This window comes from Micromonospora sp. RTP1Z1, assembly GCF_033804685.1.
Taxonomy (GTDB): Bacteria; Actinomycetota; Actinomycetes; order Mycobacteriales; family Micromonosporaceae; genus Micromonospora.
Genome location: NZ_JAPFQV010000036.1, coordinates 42,372 through 65,949, shown reverse-complemented (window position 1 = coordinate 65,949; position 23,578 = coordinate 42,372). Strand labels below are relative to the sequence as shown.

Here is a 23,578-nt window from a genome sequence, read left to right as displayed (position 1 = left end):
GGACGGATAGTGCCGCGGCCGGGCGGTGGGCAGGTGATCGTCAACGGTGGCCGGGGTGGCGGATGCGGCGACGCCGGCGACAAGGTATACAGACAGGGTTGGGCCTTCGGTCGTGCTGGTTTAGTCGCCTTTGCTCGTACCGAAGGCCCTTCCCCATGTCACGCCGCCACGCCGGACACGCGAGATCATCGATCTCAACCGGGCCCCAGCGGCGGCCTCAACCCCTTATTTACCAGGCTCTTAGGCCCACCACCTGCTTGACGAATCCGTCCCAGCACATGCACGACAGTCGGCCTTGGTTCCTCGGTCGTCCTGGTTACAGTCGGTGACATCTGAGTGCCTGCGGGCGCACTCAAACTCAGGCAGAGAACGAACCATTGCCGCCAAGACGCCATGCACGAGGGGAAGGCCGCCCAGCTCGCTGATCCCGACCCATGCGATGTCGTCATGCTCGTCAGGTGCACGGTTGGTCGGAGAGCCAACCCAGTCTCCAATTTGCCAGACGCCCACGTGAACGGCGTCCTCACCACTGCCGGCATGCATGACGCCCAACCGTGAAGCGGACTCCGCCACAATGTGAACACCGAGCTCCTCGTGCATCTCACGCGCGAGGGCTTGTAGCTCCGACTCACCCGCTTCGACCTGCCCCCCGGGCAGATCCCAAACATCTGGGTATGCCCGTTTGGTCGGCCTGCGGTGTACTAGCAGGACCGCGCCGTTTTCAACGAGTGCGCCTGTGACGACGACATGCATGACGGGATTAGAGCACAGGGATAGGACAAGCTCGCTCCAGCCAAAGGGGACGCCCAGACGTCCGGATCTGCCGCGATCCGATCGCTACGGGGCGTGGCAGCCCATCGCCGGCGGTTCGGCCATGCCGCGATGCGCGCCCGTGTCGCGGACCGTGAAGGCTTCCGCGGCGCCCTTTGAGGATCATGTCTGGCATCAGGTGGGACGTGAGCTGTCAAGCATGTCCCGTGACGGGAGACACGCCTGACACGGGTTGCGGCGTGACGTTGCCGTATTCCGCTCTATGAGATCAAGGCGGCCCGCAAAGCGGGCCGCGCCGGCCCGGCCCCGGCCTGCTGGCGACCTCCGGCCGGCATCGGCCGGGCCGGCCGGCCACACTGACGGACGACCAGGACCATGAAGACCTCGGGGCTCCGCCCCGAACCCCGACCCTCCTCAGAGATGCCGCCGCGGCTCCCCTCGCCGGGCACCACAAGGGCTACCAGCCTCCCCGGACGGGGCCAAGGTCGTTCGGCTGGTGAGGCGCTCCACCTTGTCCCCGTTTGGCGAGGCTGGACGGTCTGGCGACTGCCCGACGAGGAGATCCGCTACCTAGCCTTGGAGCCGCTGCGCCCAGTACACCTGCCCGTCCGGCCCCATGTAGACCAGGGCCAACAGCAGGTCCGACTTCGCAACCGGTGCGGTGGCTATTGTCTCCCGACTCGGATTTTTGAGGTACGGGAAGTGCGCGACGAACGTCAGCGGCGAAGCCTTCTCGTCGGCCACGCCAAGTCTGTTGCCGTTGGTCCGCCCACCGGTCTCCCCGACTTTGATAAAGCCTGCGCCTTCCATCCAGGGATAGCGCTGGGCGATTTTGTTCTCGACTCCGGCGCTCCCGACGCTGACCGCCCCCTCCCCTGGCGCAGACACGCCGAACGTCCCCGGCTTGTGCTTGGTGCGCTTGTCGATGAGGAAGATCGCGAAATAGCCGCCATCGAGTGGGTTGGGCGGGGCCTGCCAGGAAACCCGGCCGAGCATCAACTCGTCGCGTCCGGAGGCCAACGGCGCATGCGCCTCCTCACCGAGCGCAGCCTGAGCCTCCTCGTAGCTGACGAACCTGAGCGAGGACGTGATTGCCAGCGCTTCCGGACCGTACGGCGGGTGGTTCTGCCACCAGCGCCAAGCGACAACGGCCATCACCGCCAGGATGATCGCCACCAGCGGTCGAGTTCTTCGCCACGTCACGCGCGACAGTGAACCACGCGATCACCAGATCCCGGGGGGCGCCAAAGCTGACAGTTGAGGCGGGCCTGGCAGAGAAGGACTCATGTCAGCCGACCGCAACCGAACAGTCCTCGGCCTTGATGCCAAGAAGATCGCAGATCGCCGCGTCAGCTTCCCCCTCGGATGGATGCTGCTTGATCACCGCTGCCGCCGCGCGCCTCCCCGCGCCAAAGCATGTCGGGTTCTGCTGCACGACCTCGGTGAGAATCTTGCTCTGCGCCTCATCGAGGGTGTTATCCCGCGCGTTCACTTCGAGCCCACGCTGCTGCATCTGCTTCCGGAGCTGACTGGCGCGACTTGCGAACTCTTGCTCGGCCTGCTCACACATCGCAGACTGCTTGGTTGCGCCACCATGGCCGCTCGCGCCGACGGCGTACCCGCCCACCGCAAGAGCAACTGCCCCTGCGCTCACCAACGCGATCATCGATCGTCTCATGGCGCGGGATCGTATTGGCCCAGGTCTGGGCAACACATCTGCCCTCTCTGTTACTTCCGCATGGGCCGGCCGCGGGCCAGTAGCCACGAGGCCGAGCGGTCACCAGCGGGCACGAGAGGTCAGCCGGCGCGTGGCCGCAGGCAGGCTTTTCGGGCATCACGTCCGGTTGAGCACGGTCTTCCAAACTGAGGCTCTGCCCGAAGTAGCACCTTCCCGGCCTGCCGGTACCGTCCTTGCAGTGGCGGAAGGCGGCCGGGAGAGATGAACAGGTACTGGCTCCACTTCGACATCTCCGCGATCTACCCGCGCGGCTGGCCGCCGGTGGTGGGTGTGACCGGACAAGACCTCGATGACTGCCTGGAGATCGTCAGGCACCAGTACGGACGGCACGTGCCACCGATGACGAGGGTGCCCTGTCTGTCAGGCTGAGATGAGACAGCCGTTCCGACCAAGGTAGGCTTGGTCGGTGACAGGGAGAGGATCATCGTGACATTGCCCAGCACGCCCGGTGAGCAGGGTGGGCGGCCGAAGCGTCGGTCGTTCACGGCGGAGTACAAGCTGCGGATCGTGGCGGAGTACGACGCGGCGAAGGCTTCGGGTGAGGGGGCGGCGATCCTGCGTCGGGAGGGCCTGTACCACTCCCACATCCTGGAGTGGCGGGCCGCCCGCGACGCCGGGGCGTTGACCGCTCTCGGCTCCCGTAAGAGCCCTGTCGGTGAGGGTCGGCGGCGTAGCGCGGAGGCCGCTGAGGTGGAGCGGTTGCGGCGGCGTAACGAACGTCTGGAAGCGGACCTGGCCCGCACGAAGACCGCGTTGGAGATCATGGGAAAAGCGCACGCGCTCTTGGAGACTCTGTCCGAGAGCGCGGACGACACACCGGGGCGGTCGAGGAGACGCTGACCGAGGCGTTCACCGCCCTGACCCCGCTGCTTGGTGTGGCCGGAGCGTGTCGGTTGACCGGCCGGTCCCGCGCCACGCACTACCGGCGCCAGCAACCACCCGTGGTGTCGCGTCCACTGCGGCCGAAGACACCCCCGCCGTCGACGCTGACCCCGCCCGAACGCCAGGCCGTCCTCGATGTGCTGCACCGCGACGAGTACGCGGAGATGTCCGTGGCGCAGGTATGGGCGCGGGAACTCGACGTGGGCGTGTACTGGTGCTCACAGTCCACCATGTACCGGATCCTGCGCGAGGCCGGGGAGAGCCGGGAACGTCGCCGGCAGGCCACCCATCCCGCCCGGACGATCCCGCAGTTGGCCGCCACGGGCCCGTCGCAGGTCTGGTCGTGGGACATCACCCGCTTGAAAACCGAGCAGCGGGGCGTGTTCTACCACCTGTACGTGATCATCGACGTGTACTCCCGCTACGTCGTGGGCTGGCACGTCGCCGCCAGCGAGGACTCGCTACTCGCCCGGGAGCTGATCGATGACGCCATCGCCCGCAACGGGGTCCGACCCGAGGTCCTGCACGCCGACCGCGGATCGTCGATGACCTCGAAACCCGTCGCCGAGTTACTCGCCGACCTCGACGTCACCCGTTCCTACTCCCGACCCCGGGTATCGAACGACAATCCGTACTCCGAGGCCCAGTTCAAGACCCTGAAGTACTGCCCCGCGTTCCCCGACCGGTTCGCCTCGATCGAGCACGCCCGCCAGTTCAGCGGCGAGTTCTTCACCTACTACAACCACGAACACCGCCACAGCGGGATCGGTCTGCACACCCCCGCCTCGGTGCACTACGGCACCGCCGCCGACGTCCATGACCAGCGGCAACGCACCCTCGACGCCGCCCGGCAGGCCCACCCCGACCGGTTCACCCGACGCCCGCGACCACCAGCCCTACCCAACACCGTCTGGATCAACAAACCAGCAGCTCAACCCGCAGATCTACAGAACACCTGACCACGAAAACGTCTCACTTGACTTGACAGGTTCCGTTGTCGAGGATCCAGATCTGACGGACTTCCAGCCCGGCAGTGTGCCCGGCGGTTGGTCGCTTGGGGTGCCCGTATGGCGGGGCGTCTGGTACCCGCCCGAGAACATTACGGGACCGGAGCCGCCAGAACGCCAGCGAAGCCACCCGCGATGGTGGGCACTAAGCGAGCGACAGTGACGCGGTTGGCTGTACAGCCATCCGTATAGCCAAGCCCGCCCGCTAACGCCGACGCTGCCGGACACCTGCAGACTGGCTGACCAGATGTACAGGCGCCGGACCAGCCATCCGCGATCTTCTTCTAATCCCAAGGCCACAGGTTCGACCCTGCCCCGTTGGCGGTGGGGCTACTGCCTGCTGCCTTGCCGCTCGATCGCCGCCTGCCCGTCTTCGCCAGCGAAGCCGACCTGGGTCATTACGCTCAGAGTCGCTGCATTCTCATTGGCGATTGTCGCCTCCACGCGCTCGACCAGGGTTGTGAAGGCTGTGACGTCGTCCAGGTCGGTGTACACACCGGTCCGTGTGAGGAAGTAGATCCTCTCGTGCCCCAAGGTCTGTTCCGTCGACCGGTAGTTCTTCCACTGCTCCCGATAGCGGAACACGCTCTCCAGCGACACCGCCCCGGCCACGATCAGACTCACGACGGTGGTCACCGCCTGGGCGTAGGGGAAGTCGAGGTTGACGAGGACCGGAACCAGGGAACCGCCGACTACGGCAGCGGTGCGGGTTCGGAGGTGGGTAGCCTTCGCCTTCACCGCCTTCTTGTCGTACCAGGACTGGTACTGGGCGAGTCGGTCGGTGAGGTATTCGTTTGCCGAGAGCCCAGGACCTGACTCCTGCACGGGGGCGTCCCTAGGCGTCGGGACTTGGGCTCCATCGACCACGGCGACTAGTAGAGCGGGTGCGTCGGTGACCGTCAAGGCGATGCGCGACCGCGGCGGGCATCAGTCCGCATCTAGTCCGCAAGAGGTCGACGGATGGCGGGGGAGCGGTGTGAGATGTCGAGAGGCGTTTCCGCTGCTAGACCGCCATCCGACCAGGTCGGCGGGACGGGCAGTTTGATCTCATAATCCCTCGGTCGCCGCGCCCGTTGCGGGCCGTTGACACGGGAGCGAGGATCAACGGCGGTCAGCTCGTCTGCGCGAGATCGGGCTTCATTGTGAGGGATGGCGGGACACCTCTATCGAGCCGATGAGACCGGTTCACCGGAGAGCGGCGTGCAGCGAACGTGCAACTAGCGGCGGCGATCAAGGGCCAGGAGCGGTCAACCACGGGCACCGGCGATCCACCCGGCAGGGGCGCAGAAAGCAAGATCCCCACCGGCGTTTCCGCTGATGGGGATCTCTGTAGCCCGGCGAAAGGCTATGTGGCCAGGGGCGGGGTCGAACCGCCGACCTTCCGATTTTCAGTCGGACGCTCGTACCAACTGAGCTACCTGGCCGTGATGCTCGGCTCATGCTACCCGGAGGGCGGGTTCTCCGCCGGGAGGATCACATGCTCCGATACGCAGAACGCCGCGCAACATTCGCGCGGCGCCAGCGCTTGCGGTCCTGACGGGACTTGAACCCGCGACCTCCGCCTTGACAGGGCGGCGAGCACTCCAACTGCTCCACAGGACCTAGCTCTGTTGCATCCGGCCGAAGCCGGACCGTGCCCCCAACGGGATTCGAACCCGTGCTACCGCCTTGAAAGGGCGACGTCCTGGGCCGCTAGACGATGAGGGCGGCCCCGCCATCATTGCACATTCGCAACTTCAAGCGGACTTGCTCCCATCCGGCCCCGCCGGAGGCTTGGAAAGCATACGTGATGGCCGGCCGGTCGACCAAACCGGTATGGCCCGGTGCACACCGACGGGGAAAAGCGCAGGTCAGAGGCGATGTCAGCGGAGCCGGGAGATGCCGTACCGGCGTTTCAGGTCGGGGATCAGGTGCTGGCAGGCGGCCAGGGTGGGCCGCCGGTCGCCGCCACCGTCGTGCATCAGCACGATCGAGCCGGGGCGGGCCGCCGACTCCACCCGCTTGACGATCGTCTTCGCGGTCGGGTGGTCCCAGTCCTGCGGGTCGACGCTCCAGTGCAGCGAGCGCATCCCGAGCTGGCGGGCCACCGCCACCACCTCCGGGGTCCACCGGCCCCCGGGCTGTCGGTAGTACGGGATCCTGGCGTTCGGTACGGCCGCCCTGATCGCCTTGTCGGTCCGGACCAGGTCGGCCCGGATCTCCGCCACCGGCCGCCGGCCGAGGTCGATGTCGTGGCGCCAGCTGTGGTTGCAGAGCTGGTGTCCCTCCCTGGCGATCCGGGCCACCAGTTCCGGGTAGCGCCGGGCCCGGCTGCCGATCAGGCAGAACGTCGCGGTGACGTGGGCCGCCCGCAACTGGTCCAGGACGCGGGGCGTCCATCTCGGGTCCGGCCCGTCGTCGAAGGTCAGCGCCACCGCCCGCTCGCCGCTGGTCCGGTGCAGGCCGGCCGGGAGTGTGGTGGGCAGCGGCCGCAGTCGGGGCTTCGGCCGGGTGGTGGGGCTCGGCTTCGGCTTCGGCGCCGGTGGGGTCGCGGCGGGCGACGGCGTCGGGCCGCCGGCCTGGGGCGGGTTGTGGGCGGAGTCGCCGCAGCCGGCCAGGAGCAGGACCAGGCTGAGACCGAACGCCAGCACGGCGCGTGAACGCATGTGACGCTCCCGAGGAGGGGTCGGGGTACGCGGACGCCCCGACGGTACGGGACGCGGCCCCGGACCGGGAGGCCGGTCAGTCCGTCGTCGACTGCTCCAGCGAGTCGCGTACGGCCAGCGCCAGCGACAGCGCCTCGGCCAGGTCGGCCGGGCGGACCACCCCGGCGGGCAGCGTGTCGGCCCGCCAGCCCGGCCCGGCGGCGAGCACCAGCAGCGGCCGGCGGGGCGCCGCGAGCAGGGCGGAGAGCTGGCCCGGGTCGGCGGTGGCCCGGGTGTGCGACCACACCACGACGGCGGCGGGCCCGGTCCGGGTGACCGCCTCGACGAGCGCCGTCACCGGCACCCGGGCGCCGAGCATTCGATAGCTCACCCCGGCCTCCGCCAGGGCGGCGGCCAGCGCCTCCAGCGGCAGGCTGTGCTGCTCCTCGTCGGCGCAGGAGAGCAGGATCCGGGCCGGCCCGGTGGGCGGACGCGCCCGGGCCGCCGCGGCGAGCGCCTCCGAGGCGCACCGGGACATCAGGTGCTCCACCTCGATCAGCCCGGCGGTGGCGACGTGCCGTTCACCGATCCCGGCGAGGACGGGGCGCAGCAGCCCGTCCCAGGTGGCGATCACGCCGTCGGTGGCGAGGGCGTGCGCGATGGTCTCGCCGATGGCCACCGAGTCCAGCCGCATGGCGGCCCGGGCCAGCCCACGGGCGACCGGACCGGCCCGGCCGACCGGGATGGTCGGTCCGCCGCCGTCCCGGGCGGTGACCGGTCGCGCCCGCGGTCCGGCGACGTCGACCCCGGCCGGCGCCTGGCCGGCCCAGCGGGCCGCCTCGGCCGGGGTCACCCCCTCCGCGGTGAGCCGTCGCATGATCTCCAGGCGGGCGAGATCGGCCGGCGTGTAGCGCCGGTGGTGCCCCGGTACGTGCTCGCTGGGACCGAGACCGTAGCGCTGGTGCCAGGTGCGGAGCGTGGTGACCGCGACGCCCAGCCGGCGCGCGACGGCCCCCGCGCTCAGCGCCTCATCGGCCACCTGACCGCTCCGACGCCTCATCCGCCGGGACGCCGGACGGGATCGTGGCGGTGCCGGTGGTGCCCGGCCCGGGGCGCGCGGAGCGCCGCAGCCGGTTCACCACCCCGCCCAGCCAGGGTGCGTACGCGCGGGGGTCGACGTCGAGGTCGGCCTCCAGCTCGGTCGGGTCGACCCAGCGCAGCTCGACCACCTCGTCGGGGTCGGGTCGGGTGGGCAACTCGGTCGGCACGTCGGCGCGCAGGACGTGGTCGTACTCGAATTCGACGCGGCCGGTGGCCGGGTCCTCGGCGTAGTAGACGTACACCCCGATCTCGGTCAGGGTGACCGGGTCGACGCCCAGTTCCTCGCGGAGCCGGCGGTTGGCGGCCTCGACCAGCGACTGACCCGGCAGCGGGTGGCCGCAGCAGGAGTTTGCCCAGCGCAGCGGGAACCGGGTCTTGGCGGCGGCCCGCCGCTGGAGCAGCACCCGGCCGTCGGGGTCGACCAGCAGCACCGAGAAGGCGCGGTGCAGCCGGCCCGGCGGCTGGTGGGCGGCCGCCACCGTGGCCTCGCCGAGCATCTGCCCGGTGTCATCGACCAGTTCGACCAGGTGCCCTTCCCGGGAGCTCATGACGTGGTCCCGGTGATGCGGGAAGCGGCGAGCTTGCCGGAGATGAGGACCATCGGCACGCCCACCCCGGGCTGGGTGCCGGAGCCGACGAAGACCACGTTGTTCAGGGTCCGGTGCAGGTTCGACGGGCGGAACGGGCCGGTCTGGAACAGGCTGTGCGCGGCGGCGAACGGCGTGCCGGCGGCCATCCCCTGCTCCTCCCACTGGGCCGGGGTGATGGTGCGCAGCACCTCCACGCCCTCGCCGAAGCCGACGTAGCCGCGCTCCTCCAGGGTGTCGATGAGCTGGTCGGCGTAGCGGCGGCTGAGGTCGCCGCTCCAGTCGAACGGCGCCCGGTGGAGGTTCGGCACCGGGGCGAGCACGTAGTAGGTGTGCCGGCCGGCCGGGGCGACCGACGGGTCCGTCCGGCTGGGGTTCGTCACCAGCAGTGACGGGTCGGTCATCAGCTCGCCTCGCCGGATCACCTCGTCGAACGTGCCCTTCCAGGCCCGTCCGAAGTGGATGTTGTGGTGGGCGATCTTCGCATAGCCCTGCGTGGATCCGATGTGCAGCACCACGCAGGAGGGCGAGTAGGTGAGCTTCCGGGCCCGGCTCGGGGGGAGCAGGTCGCGGTAGGCCACCGGCAGGTCCGGGTTGAGCACCACCACGTCGGTCGGGACGACCTCGCCGTCCGCGGTCACCACCCCGGTGGCCCGGCCGTGGGCGGTCTCCACCCGGGTCACCGTGGTGCCGTACCGGATCTGCACGCCGTGCTTCTCGGCCGCGCCGGCCATCCCGCGGGAGACCGCGTGGATGCCGCCGCGCGGGAAGGACACGCCGGCCACCGAGTCGAGGTACGCGATGACCGTGTAGATGGCCAGCGCGTCGTGCGGCGCCAGGCCGGCGTACATCGCCTGGAACGAGAAGATGCGCTGGGTGCGCGGGTCCTGGAAGAACTGGTTGATCTTCGTCTGGAGCCGCCGGAACGCCCCACCGGCCAGCAGCTTCAGCAGGTTGCCGGTGAGCAGGTCGGTCGGCGCGTCGAGGTTGCGCTCGATGAAGTCGTTCCGTTCCAGCTCCCAGAGCCGGCGCGCGTAGTCGACGAAGCGAAGGTAGCCGTCGGCCTCCTGGGGCCCGCAGACCCGCGAGATCTCGGCGGCCATCCGGGTGGTGTCGGTGATGACGTCCAGCGTCGAGCCGTCCGGGTAGTAGGCCCGGTAGGCCGGGTCGAGCGGGGTCAGGTCGAGCCAGTCGGACAGCTCCTCGCCGACCGCGCCGAGCGCCTCGGCGATCAGGTCGGGCATGGTGAGCACGGTCGGGCCGGTGTCGAACTCGTACCCGTCGACGTTGAGCCGGCCGGCCCGGCCGCCGGGCACCGGCTCGCGTTCGAGGACGGTCACCTGCCGGCCGCTCCCGGCCAGGTGCAGCGCGCACGCCAGCCCGCCCAGGCCCGCGCCCACGACCACCACCCGGTCCGTGCGTCCGTTCACGGTGCGCACGTGACCACCTCCTTCGCGAAGTTGCCCATCATGCCCGCCGCGTGGTGGCGGCGGTGGCGAGACCCGTCAGCGCGGTGCGCGCGGTCTCGTCGATCGACGCGGTGCCGAGCGCGGTCAGCGCCTCGGCCACCCGGTCGGAGATCATCCGCTCGACCCGGCCGACCGCCCCGGTGCCGGCGACCACTTCGGCCAGCCGGGCCACCTCCCGCGCCCCGGTGGCCGAGCCGGCCCGCTCCAGCGCCCGGCGCTGGGTCGGGGTGGCGAGCTGCCGGGCCAGCATGAGCAGCGCGGTCGGCTTCCCGGTGCGCAGGTCGTCGCCGGCCGGCTTGCCGGTGGTCACCGGGTCGCCGTAGACGCCGAGCAGGTCGTCGCGGAGCTGGAACGCCTCGCCGACGGCCAGGCCGTAGCGGGTGTACGCGGCGATCAGCGGCGCGTCGGCGGCGACGCCGGCCAGGCAGGCGCCGAAGAGCAGCGGCCGCTGGACGGTGTAGCTGGCGGTCTTGTAGCGGGCCACCCGCAGCGCCCGGTCCACCGACCAGTTCGCCGCGTCGTTCTCGCCGAGCACGTCGAGGTACTGGCCGGCGACGGTCTCGATCCGCATCTGGTCGTAGCAGCGCCGCACGTCGAGCAGCCGGGTCGGCGGCACGGTGGCGTGAGCCAGCAGCTGGTCGGCCCAGACCATGCAGAGGTCGCCGACGAGCACCGCGACCGCCTCGCCGAACCGGTCCGGGTCGCCCGCGTGCCCGGCCGCCCGGTGCCGGGCGGCGGCGGCGCGGTGCACGGTGGGCAGGCCACGCCGGGTGTCGGAGGCGTCCATCACGTCGTCGTGCACCAGGGCGAACGTGTGCAGCAGTTCCAGGGCGGCGAGCGCCGGCAGCACCGACGGCAGCGGGTCGTCGCCGCCGACCACCCCGCGCCAACCCCAGTAGGCGAAGGTCGGACGGACCCGCTTGCCGCCGGCCAGCACGCAGTCGCGCGCCGTCGCGGCGAAGCCGCCCATCGCTGTGTCGATCTCGGTGAGCGAATCGACCTCGGTGGCCAGGAACGCCGCGAGCGTGTCGTCGACCCCCTTGATCAGGTCTTTGGTGAACGCGGCCAGCACGCCGCGGACCGGATGGTCCGTCGCTCCCGGCTGTGCCGGCGCGACGCGGAGTGCGTTGCCCGCAACTGCGTCGTTGGCCATGTGGGCGAGCGTACCCTAGGGTTTACGAGTTGCGTCGATTGCTGCGTCGATTGCTGCGTCGAATCTCGAGGAGGGCCGGTGGACACCGATCTCACCGCTGCCTATGCCCGCTGCCAGGAGCTGCACAAACGACATGGGCGTACCTACTATCTCGCCACCCGTCTGCTCCCCACCTGGAAACGGCGGCACGTGCACGCCCTGTACGGATTCACCCGGTACGCCGACGAGATCGTCGACCGGACCGAGGACCTGCCGCCGGCCGAGCGCGCCGCCCGGCTGGACGAGTGGTCCGCCCTCTTCGTCGCCGGGCTCCGCGGGGAGCCGGTCGCCGACCCGCTGCTCCCCGCCGTGCTGCACACCATCGCCGTCTTCGACCTGGACCGGGCCGACTTCGCGTCGTTTCTGAAGAGCATGGCGATGGACCTGACGGTCATGTCGTACCCGACCTACGACGACCTGCTCGACTACATGGAAGGCTCGGCGGCGGTCATCGGGACGATGATGCTGCCGATCCTCGGCAGCTCCGACCCGGCCGCCGCCCGCGAGCCGGCCCGGCAGCTCGGCTTCGCCTTCCAGCTCACCAACTTCATCCGGGACGTCGCCGAAGACCTGGACCGGGGCCGGACGTACCTGCCCGACGAGGACCTGGCCAAGTTCGACGTCACCCGCGACGACCTGCTCGCGGCGAAGGCGCAGGGCCGCAGCACGCCGAAGATCCGAGAGCTGATCGAGTACGAGGTGACCCGCGCCCAGGCCCACTACGAGGCGGCAGCGCCGGGGATCACCCTGCTCGCCCCCGCCTCGCAGGCCTGCATGCGCACCGCGTACGCGCTCTACGGCGGCATCCTCGACGAGGTCGCCGCGCAGGACCACGACGTCTTCGTCCGCCGGGCCCTGGTGCCGCAGAGACGCCGGATGGCGGTGGCCGCCCGCGCCCTGCTCGCCCCGACCGGCACCCCGGTCGCCGTACCCGGACTGGGCCGATGAGCGCCGCGAGCGGGCGTACGGCGGTCGTGCTCCTAGCGCTTCGTCTCGCGCAGGAAGTCGACCAGCACCGGGTTCACCTCGTCGGGGCGTTCCAGGCTGGGCAGGTGACCGGCCCAGGGAAGGTCGAGGTGGCGGGCGTCGGCGAGCTGCTCTGAGAGCCGGGCGGCGATCTCCCGGAAGTCGGCGAGGTCGTGGCCGCCGGAGACGAGCAGGCTGGGGGTGGTGATCGCGGAGAGGTCGGTCTCGACCCTGATCGGGGGGAACTCCTCGACCACGGCCAGTTGCACCTCGAAGGCGTGCCGCTGCATCCGGCGTACCTTCTCCCGGGTCGCCTCGTCGGCGTGCGGGCCCAGCCAGGTCTGCACGTTGAGCTCGGTCGCACCGGCGACGTCACCGGCTTCGAGCAGCGCGTCCTCGCGCTCGCCGAACGCCCGGAGCTCGGCGCTGGGCTCGTGCCCGGCCAGCGCGGTGCAGAGCAGGGCCAGGGCGGTCACCCGGTCGGGCCAGCGGGCCGCGATCTCCAGCGCCACCCGCCCGCCGCCGGAGGCCGCGACCAGCGCCGCGTCCGCGACGCCCAGCTCGTCCAGGAGATCCACCACGTCCTGGGCGTTGTTCCACGGACGGTTCGGCATCGGGGAGTCGCCGAAGCCCCGCAGGTCGGCGCGCACCACGCGGTAGCCGGCGTCGACCAGGACGGGCAGCTGCGGGTCCCACATCCGCCGGTCGCAGGCCGTGGAGTGCAACAGGACCACCGTCGGGCCGTTCCCGGCCACATCATGAGAAAGCATCATCGCGCCACCCTAGGGGTCCGACTCCCCGGGCACCTCCGAATTCCACCCCGAGCGTCACAGGCAGGAGTGCAGCGCCTCGACCAGCTCGTCCACCCGGTCGTGCTCGGCCAGGCGCCCCGTCGCGTACGCGAAGGTGTAGCCACGCCCCGGGTCGGCCCACGCGCTGCTGCCCCCGATCCCGCCCATGCCCCAGCTCCCGTCCGGCTCCCAGCCCATCCCCAGCGTCCAGTGCGCGGGACGGTCCAGGACCAGGTCCGGGCCGTCGTACTGGACCCGGGTGGCCTCGGCGACGAGGTCGGGGCTGAACAGGCGTACCCCGTCCAGGGTGCCGCCGGCGAGCAGGCCCGCGTAGAGCCGGGCCAGCGCGGAGGCGGTGGCGTGCAGGTTGACCGCGGGGATCTCCGCGCCCCGCCAGAGCGGGCTGTTCACCACGGCCAGGTCCCGGCCGCCGGGCGGGTTGTCCAGCGCCCGGGCGCGCAGCGACCCCGGCTCGCCGAGCATCCGCACCGGCCAGTCCGGGTCGCCGTACGACAGGTCGGCGCACCGCCGCTGGTCGGCCGCGCCGAGGCCGAAGCCCAAGTCGAGGCGCCACGGACCGGCGATCTCCTCGGCCAGGAAGCGCCCCACCGACCGCCCGTCCACCCGCCGGACCAGCTCGCCCACCAGGTGCCCGTACGTCCAGGCGTGCTCGCCCGCGACGGACCCCGGCTCCCACTCCGGGTCGGCGGCGGCCAGGTCGGCGCAGAGCAGCGCCCAGTCGGCGACCGCCTCGGCGGGCCGGGGCACCGGGAAGGCCGGCAGCCCGGCGGTGTGGCTGAGCACCTGCCGGACGGTCGCCGGGGTGCGGAACCCGGGCCAGTAGGCGGCGACCGGGGCGTCCAGGTCGACCCGCCCCCGGTCGACCAGCATGAGCAGGCAGAGCGCCGACACCGGCTTGCCGACCGAGTAGACGTTGACCAGCGTGTCCGGCCGCCACGCCGCACCCGCCGCGCCGGCGACGAGGTCGACCACCGGGCGGCCGTCGTACCAGATGGCCAGGCCGGCGCCGGTCTCCCGGCCGGCGGCCAGCAGGTCGTGGAAGCAGTCCCGGACCGCGGCGAAGCGTGCGTGCATCCGGCCACCGTAGGTCCTGGGAAGGTTACCGGCTCGGGAATTCCGGCCCGGTCCGCTGGTCGGCCCCCGGCCGCTGGGGGATGCTGGCGGGATGGCGGAGCCGGAACTGGTGGACGTGGTCGTGGTCGGGCTCGGGGTCGGCGGGGAGGAGGTGGCCGGGCGACTCGCCGAGGCCGGCCTGACCGTCGTCGGCGTCGAACGGGACCTGGTCGGCGGGGAGTGCCCCTACTGGGGCTGCATCCCCAGCAAGATGATGATCAGGGCGGCGAACGCGCTGGCCGAGGCGCGGCGGGTCAACGAGCTGGCCGGCTCGGCCCAGGTGCTGCCGGACTGGGCGCCGGTGGCGAAGCGGATCCGCGAGGAGGCCACCGACACCTGGAACGACCAGGCCGCGGTGGACCGGTTCACCGGCAAGGGCGGCCGGTTCCTGCGCGGCAGCGGCCGGCTCGACGGCCCCGGCCAGGTACGCGTCGGCGAGCAGGTCTTCCGGGCCCGGCACGGGATCGTGCTCGGCACCGGCACCCGGCCCTCGGTGCCGCCGATCGACGGGCTGGCCGACACGCCGTACTGGACGAACCACGAGGCGATCGAGGTGGAGGAGCTGCCGGAGACGCTGCTGATCCTGGGCGGCGGGGCGATCGGGCTGGAGCTGGCCCAGGTCTTCGCCCGGTTCGGCGTCCGGGTCACCGTGGTCGAGGCGCTGGACCGGGTGCTCGCCGTCGAGGAGCCGGAGGCCTCCGCGGTGGCCGCCGCCGCGCTGCGCGCCGACGGGGTGGAGATCCGGACCGGCGTGAAGGCGGAGCGGGTCAGCCACGACGGGTCGACGTTCACCGTGCACTCGGGCGACCAGGAGTACCGCGCCGAGCGGCTGCTGGTGGTCACCGGCCGCCGGGCGCACCTGGACGAGCTGGGCCTGGAGACCGTCGGGGTGGACGCCGTGCAGCGCTACCTGCCGGTGGACGATCGGATGCACGTCGCCGACGGCATCTGGGCGGTCGGCGACGTGACCGGTGAGGGCGCCTTCACCCACATCGCCATGTACCAGGCGTCGATCGTGGTCGCCGACATCCTCGATCACGCCCGGCACGCCGACGGCGGCGCGGACCCCAGTGGCACCGCCAGCGTGGTGGGCGGCGCGATGGGTGCGGTCAGCGCGGTGGGCGGCGCGACGGCCACGCCCGGCCCGGCCGGCACCGTCCCGCGCGCCGACTACCGGGCGCTGCCCCGGGTCACCTTCACCGACCCGGAGGTGGGCGCGGTCGGCCTCACCGAAGAGCAGGCCCGGGGTCGCGGCATCAATGTGCAGGTCGGCTTCACCCAGCTGTCGTCGTCGGCCCGCGGCTGGATCCACAAGGCCGGCAACGAGGGCTTCATCAAGCTGGTCGCGGATGCCGACCAGGGCGTGCTGATCGGCGCGACGTCGGTCGGCCCGGCCGGCGGCGAGGTGCTGTCCGCGCTGGTGGTGGCGGTGCACGCGGCGGTGCCGCTCAGCCAGCTCCGGCACATGATCTACGCGTACCCGACGTTCCACCGGGCGATCGAGGACGCGCTGCGCGAGCTGAGCTGACTCAGGCGCCGTGGCGGCCGGCGCCAGCCGCGAACCGGGCCGCGCCGGCAGCCGAGTCCGCGGCCAGCGACTCCATGCCGTACGCCAGTTCGGTCGCCATCGCCTCCGGCGCCGGCAGGCCGGCACCGGCCAGCACGGACGCGCGGTCGTTGCGCAGGCAGGTCTGCGGGTGGCGGGCGATCTCGGCGGCCAGCCGCTCGGCCGCCGCCCGGGCCTCACCCGGCGGGACCACCCGGTTGACCAGACCCATCGCGTACGCCTCGTCGGCCGGCACCGGGCGGCCGGTGAGGATCAGGTCCATCGCTCGGCTCTCCCCGATCAGCCGGGGCAGCCGGACCGTCCCGCCGTCGATCAGCGGTACGCCCCACCGCCGGCAGAACACCCCGAGCGTCGCGTCGGACTCGGCGACCCGCAGGTCGCACCAGAGCGCCAGTTCGAGGCCGCCGGCCACGGCGTACCCGGAGATCGCGGCAATGACCGGCTTGGACAGCGCCATCCGGGTGGGCCCCATCGGGCCGTCGCCGTCGGGTTCGACCCGGTTGCCGCTGGGCGTACCGATGGCCTTGAGGTCGGCGCCCGCGCAGAACGTGCCGCCCGCGCCCCAGAGCACGGCGACGGCGGCGTCGGGGTCGGCCTCGAAGGCGCGGAACGCGTCGGCGAGCGCCCGCGCGGTCGGCCCGTCGACGGCGTTGCGCGACGCCGCCCGGTCGAGGACCACCGTGGTCACCGGTCCGTCGTGCGCCACGTGTACGGCCATCGGGACAGCATGCCCGGCGCCTGTGCCGGCGCGCCAGGCCGACCGGCGGAGCGCCCACCCCTTGGTGTGTGTTGGGCACGCTACAGAGCTGATGACGTAAACGAATCACACGGCGGCGGACCGGTCGGCCGCACAGCGTGCAGCGCCCGTCCCGACGACCGGACGGGGCACCGCTGTGTCGGGATCAGGGCCGCTCGGCCACCTGGGAGAGGAAGGCACGCCAGGCCGCGGGCGTGAAGGTCAGGGCCGGGCCGTCGGGGTCCTTGGAGTCGCGGACCGCGACCAGTCCGGGAAGGTTGTCGGCGACCTCGACGCAGGCACCGCCGTTGCCGCTGCTCCGGGTGCTCTTTCGCCACCGCGCGCCGATCAGCTCCATGTCTCCGCCACTTCCGTGATGAGGTCGACTGACTGCCAGTGGGACAGCGCCTCGCCGCGAACGTTCTCCCACGCTGCCATCATGGCCGCGATGTCCTCCGGGTCGCTAACGACTTGTCCCTGAACCTGATTGTCGAGATAGCCGGCGAGGCGGTGGTCGGGGCAGGTGGCGATCACGAACGGGCCGTTCAGGCCGGCGTAGGCGCCGACCGAGGACGGCACGACGTGCACCCGCACGTGCGGCTCCGCGCATGCCGCGACCAGGGCACGCAGTTGCTCGTGCATCGCCTCCCCGCCGCCGACCGGTCGACGGAGGACCGCCTCGTCCACCACGGCGGTGAACTGTGGCGGGTCGTCCCGCTTGAGGACGCCCTGGCGGGCGATCCGGGCCGCCAGGTGTCGCTCGACGTCGCCCCGGGGGATCAGGCCTGCGCCGCCGAGTACGGCGCGGGCATACGTCTCGGTCTGAAGAAGGCCCGGCAGAACGGTGGGCTCGAACCAGCGCAGGCACAGCGCTTCGCGCTCGATCTCCTGCCATGGACGGAACCACACCGGCTCACGACGTCTTGAAGTGTCCGGCCAGATGTCCGCGACGTCCCGCCCGAGCACGTCGGCAGCCGACGCGCGGTGCCGGGGATGAGGGATGCGGCCCTCAGTCAGCCACCGCCCGACCGTCTTCGGATCGACGCCGACCCGTTCGGCGAGCGACTCGGTCGTGTGCCCGGTCTCGCTGAGCGCCACCCTGAGCGCGTCGTTCACGGCCCCTCCATCGGACGTCCCGAATATCTGATGACCATATCCCTACGCGGTGTATCTGTCTGGTGACGCGCGGGAGGGTGGTCCCCATAGGACGGCGCAACCGGTGGAGGCGAGGAGCCCGGCGGCCTGCGTCAGCACGGGGGCCGCCTCGCCGGCGACGTCGGGGACGGCCCCCTCAATCTGCGAAGGGAGCCCCAGAATGCGTTTCCGGTTCTGGCGCCGCAAGGCCGAGACGTCGACCCACGTCCCCCGGCAGCGGCTGCCGTTGAACGAGCGGCCGGACTGGCTGACCCAGCCGACCGAGGTCTTTCCGACGTCCGACCCGGGCCGGGCCGACAATCTCACCCCGGCCCAGCGCTGGCGGGCCGGCGGGTGGCGGCGCAACGGCGGCCCACGGTGAGGCCCCGACCGCACCTGCCGATGCGTCCGCTGTGGCGGTGCCGGGGTTGCGGCGCGGAGTGGCCCTGCCAGCCGGCCCGGCTGGCGCTGCTGGTCGAGTACCGGGAGGACCGCACCGCCCTACTGGTCTACCTGACCACGGTGATGGCCGAGGCCGGCGCGCAGCTCTCCCAGCTCAACGGACACGCCATGCCGGAGAACCTGACCGAGCGCTTCCTGACCTGGGCGCGAGCCCGGTAACCGCGCGGCACAACTCTTCACACAACGCGGACCTCGGTCAGGCCGAGCCACGACGCCAACGCCTGCAGCTCGGCGTCGACCGCCGCGGTCATGGCGGGGGTGAAGGGGACGTCCCGGTGGACGCCGTCCACCCGCAGCACCGAACTCTTCCGGTCGGCCGTGGCGTCGACCTTGCCGATCAACTGGTCGTGGTGCAGCACGGGGAGCGCGAAGTAGCCCCAGCGTCGGTTCGCCTTCGGGACGTACATCTCCAGGCGGTAGTCGAAGTCGAAGAGCTCCAGGGCGCGCTTGCGGTCGTGGATCAGCCGGTCGAACGGCGACAGCAGCGCGGTACGCCCCGCGAACGGCTGGCCGAGCGCCGCCGGATCGACTCGCCACGTGCCCGGTGTGCCCGACACCTCCGCCGGCTCGCCGGCCTCCCCGACGTACGAGGAGCGGGCGATGCCCAGCGAGCGCAGCCGCCGCTCGTCGCGCCTGCGCCGCGCCTCGTCGAGCGGGATCACCGGCGTGCCGGCGGGGTAGACCCGTTCCGCCAGGTCCCAGAGACGCTGCCGGCCGACCCGGCCGGCGATGGCGACCTCGCCGCGCGCGGAGAGGAACTCCAGCATCTGGGTGACGTTGCGGTTGTTCGTCCAGCCGGTCGACGGCCACGGCACCACGCTGCTGTCCGGCACGTCCCGGGACAGCAGCGGCCCGGAGGCGCGCAGCAGGTCGAGCACGTCCCGGCGGAACGGGTCGTTCGCCTTCAACCAGTCGCGCCGGCGCGCCTCCTCCGGCCAGGCCGCCATCTCGGCCAGGTAGAGCCCGAGGTCCGCCATCGGCCGCACCATCGCGCGCTGCTCGAACGCCGTCCGGTCCCGCTCCACCGCGTGTAACAGCTGGGCCGGCGCGTACCCGGCGCCGAGCCGGGTCCACGCCACCAGGTCGGCGCTGGGTGCCACCGCCGCCGTCGGGTCCAGCTGCAGGAACGTCAACCGGTCCAGCACGGTCAGGAGGTCCGTCGGCCGGTGCGCGTCGAGCAGTTGGGCCCGGACGGCGATCCGCCGGGCCTCGCCCCGATCGAGTCGGTGAGCAGGCATGTGCACGAGGCTACTCAGAACGACTCGTCCAGGCTGACCTCCCCGCCGACCGCGACTTGGTACGCGGACACCCGCCGCTCGAAGAAGTTGGTCAGCTCCTGCACGTCCTGAAGCTCCATGAACGGGAACGGGTTCGTCGACCCGTACGCCGGCGGCAGGCCGAGCCGGGCGAGCCGGGCGTCCGCGACGTACTCCAGGTAGCGGCGCATGTCGGCGGTGTTCATCCCCGGCAGGCCGTCCCCGCAGAGGTCCCGGGCGAACGCCAGCTCGGCCGCCACCGCCTCGTCCAGCATGGTCCGCACCTCGTCGGCCATCTCAGCGTCGAAGAGGGACGGCTCCTCGGCTCGGACGGTGTCCACCACCGAGAAGGCGAACTCCATGTGCATCGACTCGTCGCGGAACACCCAGTTGGTGCCGGTGGCCAGTCCGGAGAGCAGACCCCGCGAGCGCAGCCAGTAGACGTAGGCGAAGGCGCCGTAGAAGAACAGCCCCTCCACGCAGGCCGCGAAGCAGATCAGGTTGAGCAGGAACGCCCGCCGGTCCGCCCGGCTCTCCAACCGCTGCAGCGAGCCGACCGAGTCGATCCAACGGAAGCAGAACTCCGCCTTGTCGCGGATCGACGGGATGTGCTCGACCGCCGCGAACGCCCTTGCCCGCTCGGCGTGGTCGGGCAGGTAGGTGTCCAGCAGGGTCAGGTAGAACTGGACGTGCACCGCCTCCTCGTAGAGCTGGCGGGACAGGTAGAGCCGGGCCTCGGGCGCGTTGACGTGCTGGTAGAGGTTGAGCACCAGGTTGTTCGCCACGATCGAGTCGCCGGTGGCGAAGAACGCCACCAGGCGGTGGACCAGGTGCCGCTCGCCGTCCGACAGTTTCGCCAGGTCGGATACGTCGGAAGCCAGATCCACCTCCTCCACCGTCCAGGTGTTGCGGATGGCCGCCCGGAACCGCTCGTAGAAGTCCGGGTAGCGCATCGGTCGCAGGGTCAGGTCCATACCGGGGTCGAGCAGCATCTTCACTGGCAGGCCTCGCAGATCTCGGGGTTCTCCAGCGAGCAGGCGACCGCGTCGCTCTCGCCGACGGACAGGGTGAGCAGCGCCGTCGCGACGGGCTTCGGCTGCGCCGGCACGACGCGCTTCGGCTGCGCCGGCGCCGGGGCGGCGACGGTGGTCTGGGCGATCCGGGTGGCCGGGCGGGACCGCAGGTAGTAGGTCGTCTTCAGCCCGGCCCGCCAGGCGTACGCGTACATCGAGGAGAGCCGGCCGATCGTCGGGCTGGCCTGGAACAGGTTCAGCGACTGCGACTGGTCCACGTACGGCGCCCGGGCCGCGGCCAGGTCGATCAGCGCCTTCTGCGGCAGCTCCCAGGCGGTGCGGTGCAGCGCCTTCAGTTCCGCCGGCAGGTCCAGCCCCTGCACCGAGCCGTCCGCCCGCTTGATCGCGTCCCGGGTGGCCGAGGTCCACCGGCCCAGCCGCTTCAGGTCGGCGACCAGGTGCCGGTTGACCTGGAGGAACTCCCCGGAGAGGGTCTCCCGCTTGAAGACGTTGGAGACCAGCGGTTCGACGCACTCGGCGCAGCCGGCGATCGAGGCGATGGTGGCGGTCGGCGCGATCGCCACCAGCAGCGAGTTGCGCAGCCCGTGCCGGGCGACCTTCTCCCGCAGCGCCGTCCACGCCTCCGGCCGCGCCGGTCGGGCGTCCGGCCAGTGGTCCGGGTGCAGCACCCCGCCGGCCGCCCGGGTCAGCGGGTACGCCGGGTGCGTCCCGCGCGCCGCGGCCAGGTCGGCCGAGGCGTCGTACGCGGCGAGGGCGACCTCCTCGGCGATCCGGGTGGAGAGCGCCAGCGCCTCCGCCGAGTCGAACGGCAGCCGCAGCGCGGCGAATACGTCGGCCAGCCCCATCACCCCGAGCCCGAGCGGACGCCAGCGCCGGTGCGCGGTCGCCGCCTGCCCGGTGGGGAACCAGTTCCGGTCGATCGCCCGGTCCAGCGCGCCGACGGCCAGCCGGACGGTCCGCGCGAGCGCCGCGAAATCGACCCCGTCGGCCGTCAGGAGCGCGGTCAGGTTGACCGAGCCGAGGGTGCAGACGGCTGTCTCGTCGTCGCTGGTCACCTCGAGGATCTCGGTGCACAGGTTGGAGTGGTGCACCACCCCGCCACCGTTGCCGACCTGGTTGCAGGTCCGGTTCGCCGCGTCCTTGAACGTCATCCAGCCGTTGCCGGTCTGCGCCAGGGTGCGCATCATCCGGCCGTACAGCGTGCGGGCCGGCAGGGTCCGCACGGCCCGGCCCGCCGCCTCCGCCGCCCGGTACGCGGCGTCGAACTCGTCGCCCCAGAGGTCGACCAGCTCCGGCACCTCCTTCGGGTCGAAGAGCGACCAGTCGGCGTCCGCCTCGACCCGGCGCATGAACTCGTCCGGCACCCAGTTGGCCAGGTTGAGGTTGTGGGTACGCCGGGCCTCGTCCCCGGTGTTGTCCTTCAGCTCCAGGAACTCCTCGATGTCGGCGTGCCAGGTGTCCAGGTAGACGCAGGCCGCACCCTTGCGCCGGCCGCCCTGGTTGACCGCGGCCACGCTGGCGTCCAGGGTGCGCAGCCACGGCACGATGCCGTTCGACCGGCCGTTGGTGCCCCGGATCAGCGACCCCCGCGAGCGCACCCGGGACCAGGAGATGCCGATCCCGCCGGCGAACTTGGACAGCTTCGCCACCTGCGTGTAGCGCTCGTAGATCGAGTCCAGCTCGTCGCGGGGCGAGTCGACCAGGAAGCAGGAGGAGAGCTGCTGGTGCCGGGCGCCGGCGTTGAACAGCGTCGGCGAGCTGGGCAGGTAGGCGAGCAGGGCCATCGCCCGGTACAGCTCACCGGCCTCCTCCACCGTGTCCGACAGGCCGGCGGCGACCCGCAGCCAGAAGTGCTGCGGCCGTTCCAGCACCGCCCGGGTGCCCGGGTGGCGCAGCAGGTAGCGGTCCTGCAGCGTGCGCAGTCCGAAGTACTCGAACGCGTCGTCGTGGGCATGGTCGACCAGGGCGTCGAGGGCGGCGGCGTGCGTCGCGACGAAGCCGGCGAAGCCGGGGTCCAGCAACCCCTCGGCGTACGCGGCCGCGACGCTGTCGCTGAACGTGGTGATGCCCTGGGCTGCCGTCTCGTCGGCGATCCGCCCGGCGAGCAGGCGCGCGGCGAGTCGGGCGTACGCCGGCTCCTCGGCGGTCAGGCCAGCCGCCGCCGCGACGGCCAGTTCGGCCAGTTCGGCGGCGTCGGCCCGGGCGGTGCGCCCCGACTCGACCAGGGCCAGGATCCGGTCCGGGTCGGTGTCGGGCAGGTCGTGGTGGTGCCGGTGCAGCAGGTCCCGCAATGCCTCGACCGCGGGCGGGGCGAAGGTGGATGACGCCGTCACGTGCTCTCCTGGGTCGTCGGTGGGGACCGCGGGAGGGCACGACGGCACGCCGGACCGCCGCCGGTCGGTGTGCCGGCGGTGCTCCGTACGGCTCGACGGCCCTCCCACGAGGCCCCAAGGTGGTACGCGCGCCGGACGGCGCGCTCTGCTGGCAGGTCTTCGGACTCGCGGGCCGACGCGTTTCCGCGTTCGCCTACTGGCCGTCGCTTCCCGGGCCCCGTCGGGCCCAGTGCTTGATGACGGCGGTCGTTCCCGCTCACCGCTGCGGGGCAGTCCCGGATTCGCACCGGGTTCCCTGTTCGGCGCGACGCCTGGCGGGCGTCGCGCCTGGCCGACCATGAGGTCGAACCAGCAGTACGAGTGATCCTAGATGTAGTGGTGACGGAAAAGCCAGCACACAACATGCTGTGGGCGTGTCGCCTTGCCGAGAATTTCGGCCGGTCGTACAACCTGGACTGGGCCCGACCCCGTCAGCGGGGTGGAATCTTTCACGGAGGGGTGGGTGGATGCGGGCGGCCTGGAGCAGGAGTACGTCGAGTACGTCACCGCGCGGCTGCCGGTGCTGCGCCGGATCGCCTGCCAGCTGCCATGGACGGGGGTGCCAGCCTCCAGATCTTCAACGTGCAGGGCATGTACGTCGAGATGGCCGCCCACGACAAGGCCACCCTGCGGCAGATCGGCGGGAACCTGGACGGCCTGTTCCGCGGCGCCACCTTCCACCCGAAGATCGCCGACTGGCGTTGATCCCCCGATCGGGCGACGTGTGTTCTGCACACCCGTCGTCCGGTTTGGGG

General features: G+C 71.6%; 24 protein-coding genes, 3 tRNA genes and 1 riboswitch. Of the genes, 7 read left to right on the top strand and 20 right to left on the bottom strand.

From position 1 onward, the window contains the following. Positions 1–240: 240 nt before the first annotated feature. From SLP03_RS19005 to SLP03_RS18995, 3 genes are all read right to left on the bottom strand, one after another. A complete protein-coding gene (locus SLP03_RS19005) occupies positions 241–753 on the bottom strand; it encodes an NUDIX domain-containing protein (protein WP_319461941.1) in 513 nt (170 codons plus the stop codon). Between the two features lie 588 nt (positions 754–1,341). Next, positions 1,342–1,947: a hypothetical protein gene (locus SLP03_RS19000; RefSeq protein WP_319461940.1), complete on the bottom strand. Its 606-nt coding sequence runs from the start codon at positions 1,945–1,947 to the stop codon at positions 1,342–1,344. 112 nt (positions 1,948–2,059) lie between these two features. Next, a complete protein-coding gene (locus tag SLP03_RS18995; RefSeq protein ID WP_319461939.1) occupies positions 2,060–2,449 on the bottom strand; it encodes a hypothetical protein in 390 nt (129 codons plus the stop codon). Positions 2,450–2,935: 486 nt separating this feature from the next. Here SLP03_RS18995 and SLP03_RS18990 point away from each other — a divergent pair, with 486 nt between their 5' ends. Together SLP03_RS18990 and SLP03_RS18985 are read left to right on the top strand one after the other, a co-directional pair. After that, complete coding sequence (locus SLP03_RS18990; RefSeq protein ID WP_319461938.1) at positions 2,936–3,349, top strand: transposase; 414 nt, start codon at positions 2,936–2,938, stop codon at positions 3,347–3,349. Continuing rightward, a complete protein-coding gene (locus tag SLP03_RS18985; RefSeq protein ID WP_319461947.1) occupies positions 3,346–4,350 on the top strand; it encodes an IS3 family transposase in 1,005 nt (334 codons plus the stop codon). The genes SLP03_RS18990 and SLP03_RS18985 overlap by 4 nt, the downstream gene beginning before the upstream one ends. A gap of 378 nt (positions 4,351–4,728) precedes the next feature. Here the strand turns inward: SLP03_RS18985 and SLP03_RS18980 are convergent, their stop codons facing one another. From SLP03_RS18980 to SLP03_RS18940, 9 genes are all read right to left on the bottom strand, one after another. Next, the gene (locus SLP03_RS18980; protein WP_319461937.1) at positions 4,729–5,301 is read right to left on the bottom strand and encodes a DUF4231 domain-containing protein; all 573 of its coding nucleotides are present in this window, start codon (positions 5,299–5,301) and stop codon (positions 4,729–4,731) included. Between the two features lie 447 nt (positions 5,302–5,748). Further along, positions 5,749–5,822, bottom strand: a tRNA-Phe gene (locus tag SLP03_RS18975). Positions 5,823–5,926: 104 nt separating this feature from the next. Continuing rightward, positions 5,927–6,000, bottom strand: a tRNA-Asp gene (locus tag SLP03_RS18970). 32 nt (positions 6,001–6,032) lie between these two features. After that, positions 6,033–6,105, bottom strand: a tRNA-Glu gene (locus SLP03_RS18965). Between the two features lie 155 nt (positions 6,106–6,260). Next, positions 6,261–7,043: a polysaccharide deacetylase family protein gene (locus tag SLP03_RS18960; protein ID WP_319461936.1), complete on the bottom strand. Its 783-nt coding sequence runs from the start codon at positions 7,041–7,043 to the stop codon at positions 6,261–6,263. A 76-nt stretch (positions 7,044–7,119) separates the two neighbouring features. Then, positions 7,120–8,061: a MerR family transcriptional regulator gene (locus SLP03_RS18955; RefSeq protein ID WP_319461935.1), complete on the bottom strand. Its 942-nt coding sequence runs from the start codon at positions 8,059–8,061 to the stop codon at positions 7,120–7,122. Next, a complete protein-coding gene (gene idi / locus SLP03_RS18950) occupies positions 8,051–8,671 on the bottom strand; it encodes an isopentenyl-diphosphate Delta-isomerase (RefSeq protein ID WP_319461934.1) in 621 nt (206 codons plus the stop codon). Before idi ends, SLP03_RS18955 begins: the two co-directional genes overlap by 11 nt. Further along, positions 8,668–10,149: a phytoene desaturase family protein gene (gene crtI / locus SLP03_RS18945; RefSeq protein ID WP_319461933.1), complete on the bottom strand. Its 1,482-nt coding sequence runs from the start codon at positions 10,147–10,149 to the stop codon at positions 8,668–8,670. The genes idi and crtI overlap by 4 nt, the downstream gene beginning before the upstream one ends. A 28-nt stretch (positions 10,150–10,177) precedes the next feature. Continuing rightward, on the bottom strand, positions 10,178–11,332 hold the full coding sequence (locus tag SLP03_RS18940) for a polyprenyl synthetase family protein (protein WP_319461932.1): 1,155 nt from the start codon (positions 11,330–11,332) through the stop codon (positions 10,178–10,180). A gap of 78 nt (positions 11,333–11,410) precedes the next feature. Between SLP03_RS18940 and SLP03_RS18935 the strand changes: the two genes are divergently transcribed. After that, positions 11,411–12,319, top strand: coding sequence for a phytoene/squalene synthase family protein (locus SLP03_RS18935; protein ID WP_319461931.1), 909 nt, complete (start codon positions 11,411–11,413; stop codon positions 12,317–12,319). A 32-nt stretch (positions 12,320–12,351) separates the two neighbouring features. Here SLP03_RS18935 and SLP03_RS18930 read toward each other — a convergent pair whose 3' ends face one another. Both SLP03_RS18930 and SLP03_RS18925 read right to left on the bottom strand, forming a co-directional pair. Further along, positions 12,352–13,110, bottom strand: coding sequence for an alpha/beta hydrolase (locus SLP03_RS18930; protein WP_319461930.1), 759 nt, complete (start codon positions 13,108–13,110; stop codon positions 12,352–12,354). A gap of 54 nt (positions 13,111–13,164) precedes the next feature. After that, positions 13,165–14,223, bottom strand: coding sequence for a serine hydrolase domain-containing protein (locus tag SLP03_RS18925; RefSeq protein ID WP_319461929.1), 1,059 nt, complete (start codon positions 14,221–14,223; stop codon positions 13,165–13,167). A gap of 91 nt (positions 14,224–14,314) precedes the next feature. On the opposite strand from SLP03_RS18925, the gene SLP03_RS18920 reads away from it, so the two are divergent. Then, complete coding sequence (locus SLP03_RS18920; RefSeq protein ID WP_319461928.1) at positions 14,315–15,790, top strand: dihydrolipoyl dehydrogenase family protein; 1,476 nt, start codon at positions 14,315–14,317, stop codon at positions 15,788–15,790. A gap of 1 nt (position 15,791) precedes the next feature. Here SLP03_RS18920 and SLP03_RS18915 read toward each other — a convergent pair whose 3' ends face one another. The 3 genes from SLP03_RS18915 to SLP03_RS18905 all read right to left on the bottom strand — a co-directional run bounded on the left by SLP03_RS18915 (position 15,792) and on the right by SLP03_RS18905 (position 17,681). Next, a complete protein-coding gene (locus SLP03_RS18915; protein WP_319461927.1) occupies positions 15,792–16,547 on the bottom strand; it encodes a crotonase/enoyl-CoA hydratase family protein in 756 nt (251 codons plus the stop codon). A 184-nt stretch (positions 16,548–16,731) separates the two neighbouring features. Then, positions 16,732–16,923: a DUF397 domain-containing protein gene (locus SLP03_RS18910; RefSeq protein WP_319461926.1), complete on the bottom strand. Its 192-nt coding sequence runs from the start codon at positions 16,921–16,923 to the stop codon at positions 16,732–16,734. Continuing rightward, positions 16,914–17,681: a helix-turn-helix transcriptional regulator gene (locus tag SLP03_RS18905; protein WP_319461925.1), complete on the bottom strand. Its 768-nt coding sequence runs from the start codon at positions 17,679–17,681 to the stop codon at positions 16,914–16,916. Before SLP03_RS18905 ends, SLP03_RS18910 begins: the two co-directional genes overlap by 10 nt. A gap of 199 nt (positions 17,682–17,880) precedes the next feature. Here SLP03_RS18905 and SLP03_RS18900 point away from each other — a divergent pair, with 199 nt between their 5' ends. Together SLP03_RS18900 and SLP03_RS18895 are read left to right on the top strand one after the other, a co-directional pair. Continuing rightward, entirely contained in the window at positions 17,881–18,081 is a 201-nt protein-coding gene (locus SLP03_RS18900) for a hypothetical protein (protein WP_319461924.1), read from the top strand. Beyond that, positions 18,078–18,320, top strand: a complete 243-nt coding sequence (locus SLP03_RS18895; protein ID WP_319461923.1) for a flavin reductase — start codon at positions 18,078–18,080, stop codon at positions 18,318–18,320. The genes SLP03_RS18900 and SLP03_RS18895 overlap by 4 nt, the downstream gene beginning before the upstream one ends. Before the next feature lie 17 nt (positions 18,321–18,337). Here the strand turns inward: SLP03_RS18895 and SLP03_RS18890 are convergent, their stop codons facing one another. Genes SLP03_RS18890 through SLP03_RS18880 form a run of 3 tightly spaced genes read right to left on the bottom strand, consistent with a single transcriptional unit; the run spans position 18,338 to position 22,784 of the window. Then, positions 18,338–19,399, bottom strand: a complete 1,062-nt coding sequence (locus SLP03_RS18890) for a DNA glycosylase AlkZ-like family protein (RefSeq protein WP_319461922.1) — start codon at positions 19,397–19,399, stop codon at positions 18,338–18,340. A gap of 14 nt (positions 19,400–19,413) precedes the next feature. Continuing rightward, the gene (locus SLP03_RS18885; protein ID WP_319461946.1) at positions 19,414–20,409 is read right to left on the bottom strand and encodes a ribonucleotide-diphosphate reductase subunit beta; all 996 of its coding nucleotides are present in this window, start codon (positions 20,407–20,409) and stop codon (positions 19,414–19,416) included. 2 nt (positions 20,410–20,411) lie between these two features. Then, positions 20,412–22,784, bottom strand: a complete 2,373-nt coding sequence (locus SLP03_RS18880; protein WP_319461921.1) for a ribonucleoside-diphosphate reductase subunit alpha — start codon at positions 22,782–22,784, stop codon at positions 20,412–20,414. Between the two features lie 132 nt (positions 22,785–22,916). Next, a riboswitch (cobalamin riboswitch) is annotated at positions 22,917–23,152 on the bottom strand. A 220-nt stretch (positions 23,153–23,372) separates the two neighbouring features. Here SLP03_RS18880 and SLP03_RS18875 point away from each other — a divergent pair. Next, positions 23,373–23,528 carry a hypothetical protein gene (locus SLP03_RS18875; RefSeq protein ID WP_319461920.1) on the top strand — a complete coding sequence of 52 codons (156 nt, stop codon included), beginning with the start codon at positions 23,373–23,375 and terminating at the stop codon, positions 23,526–23,528. Positions 23,529–23,578 lie beyond the last annotated feature (50 nt).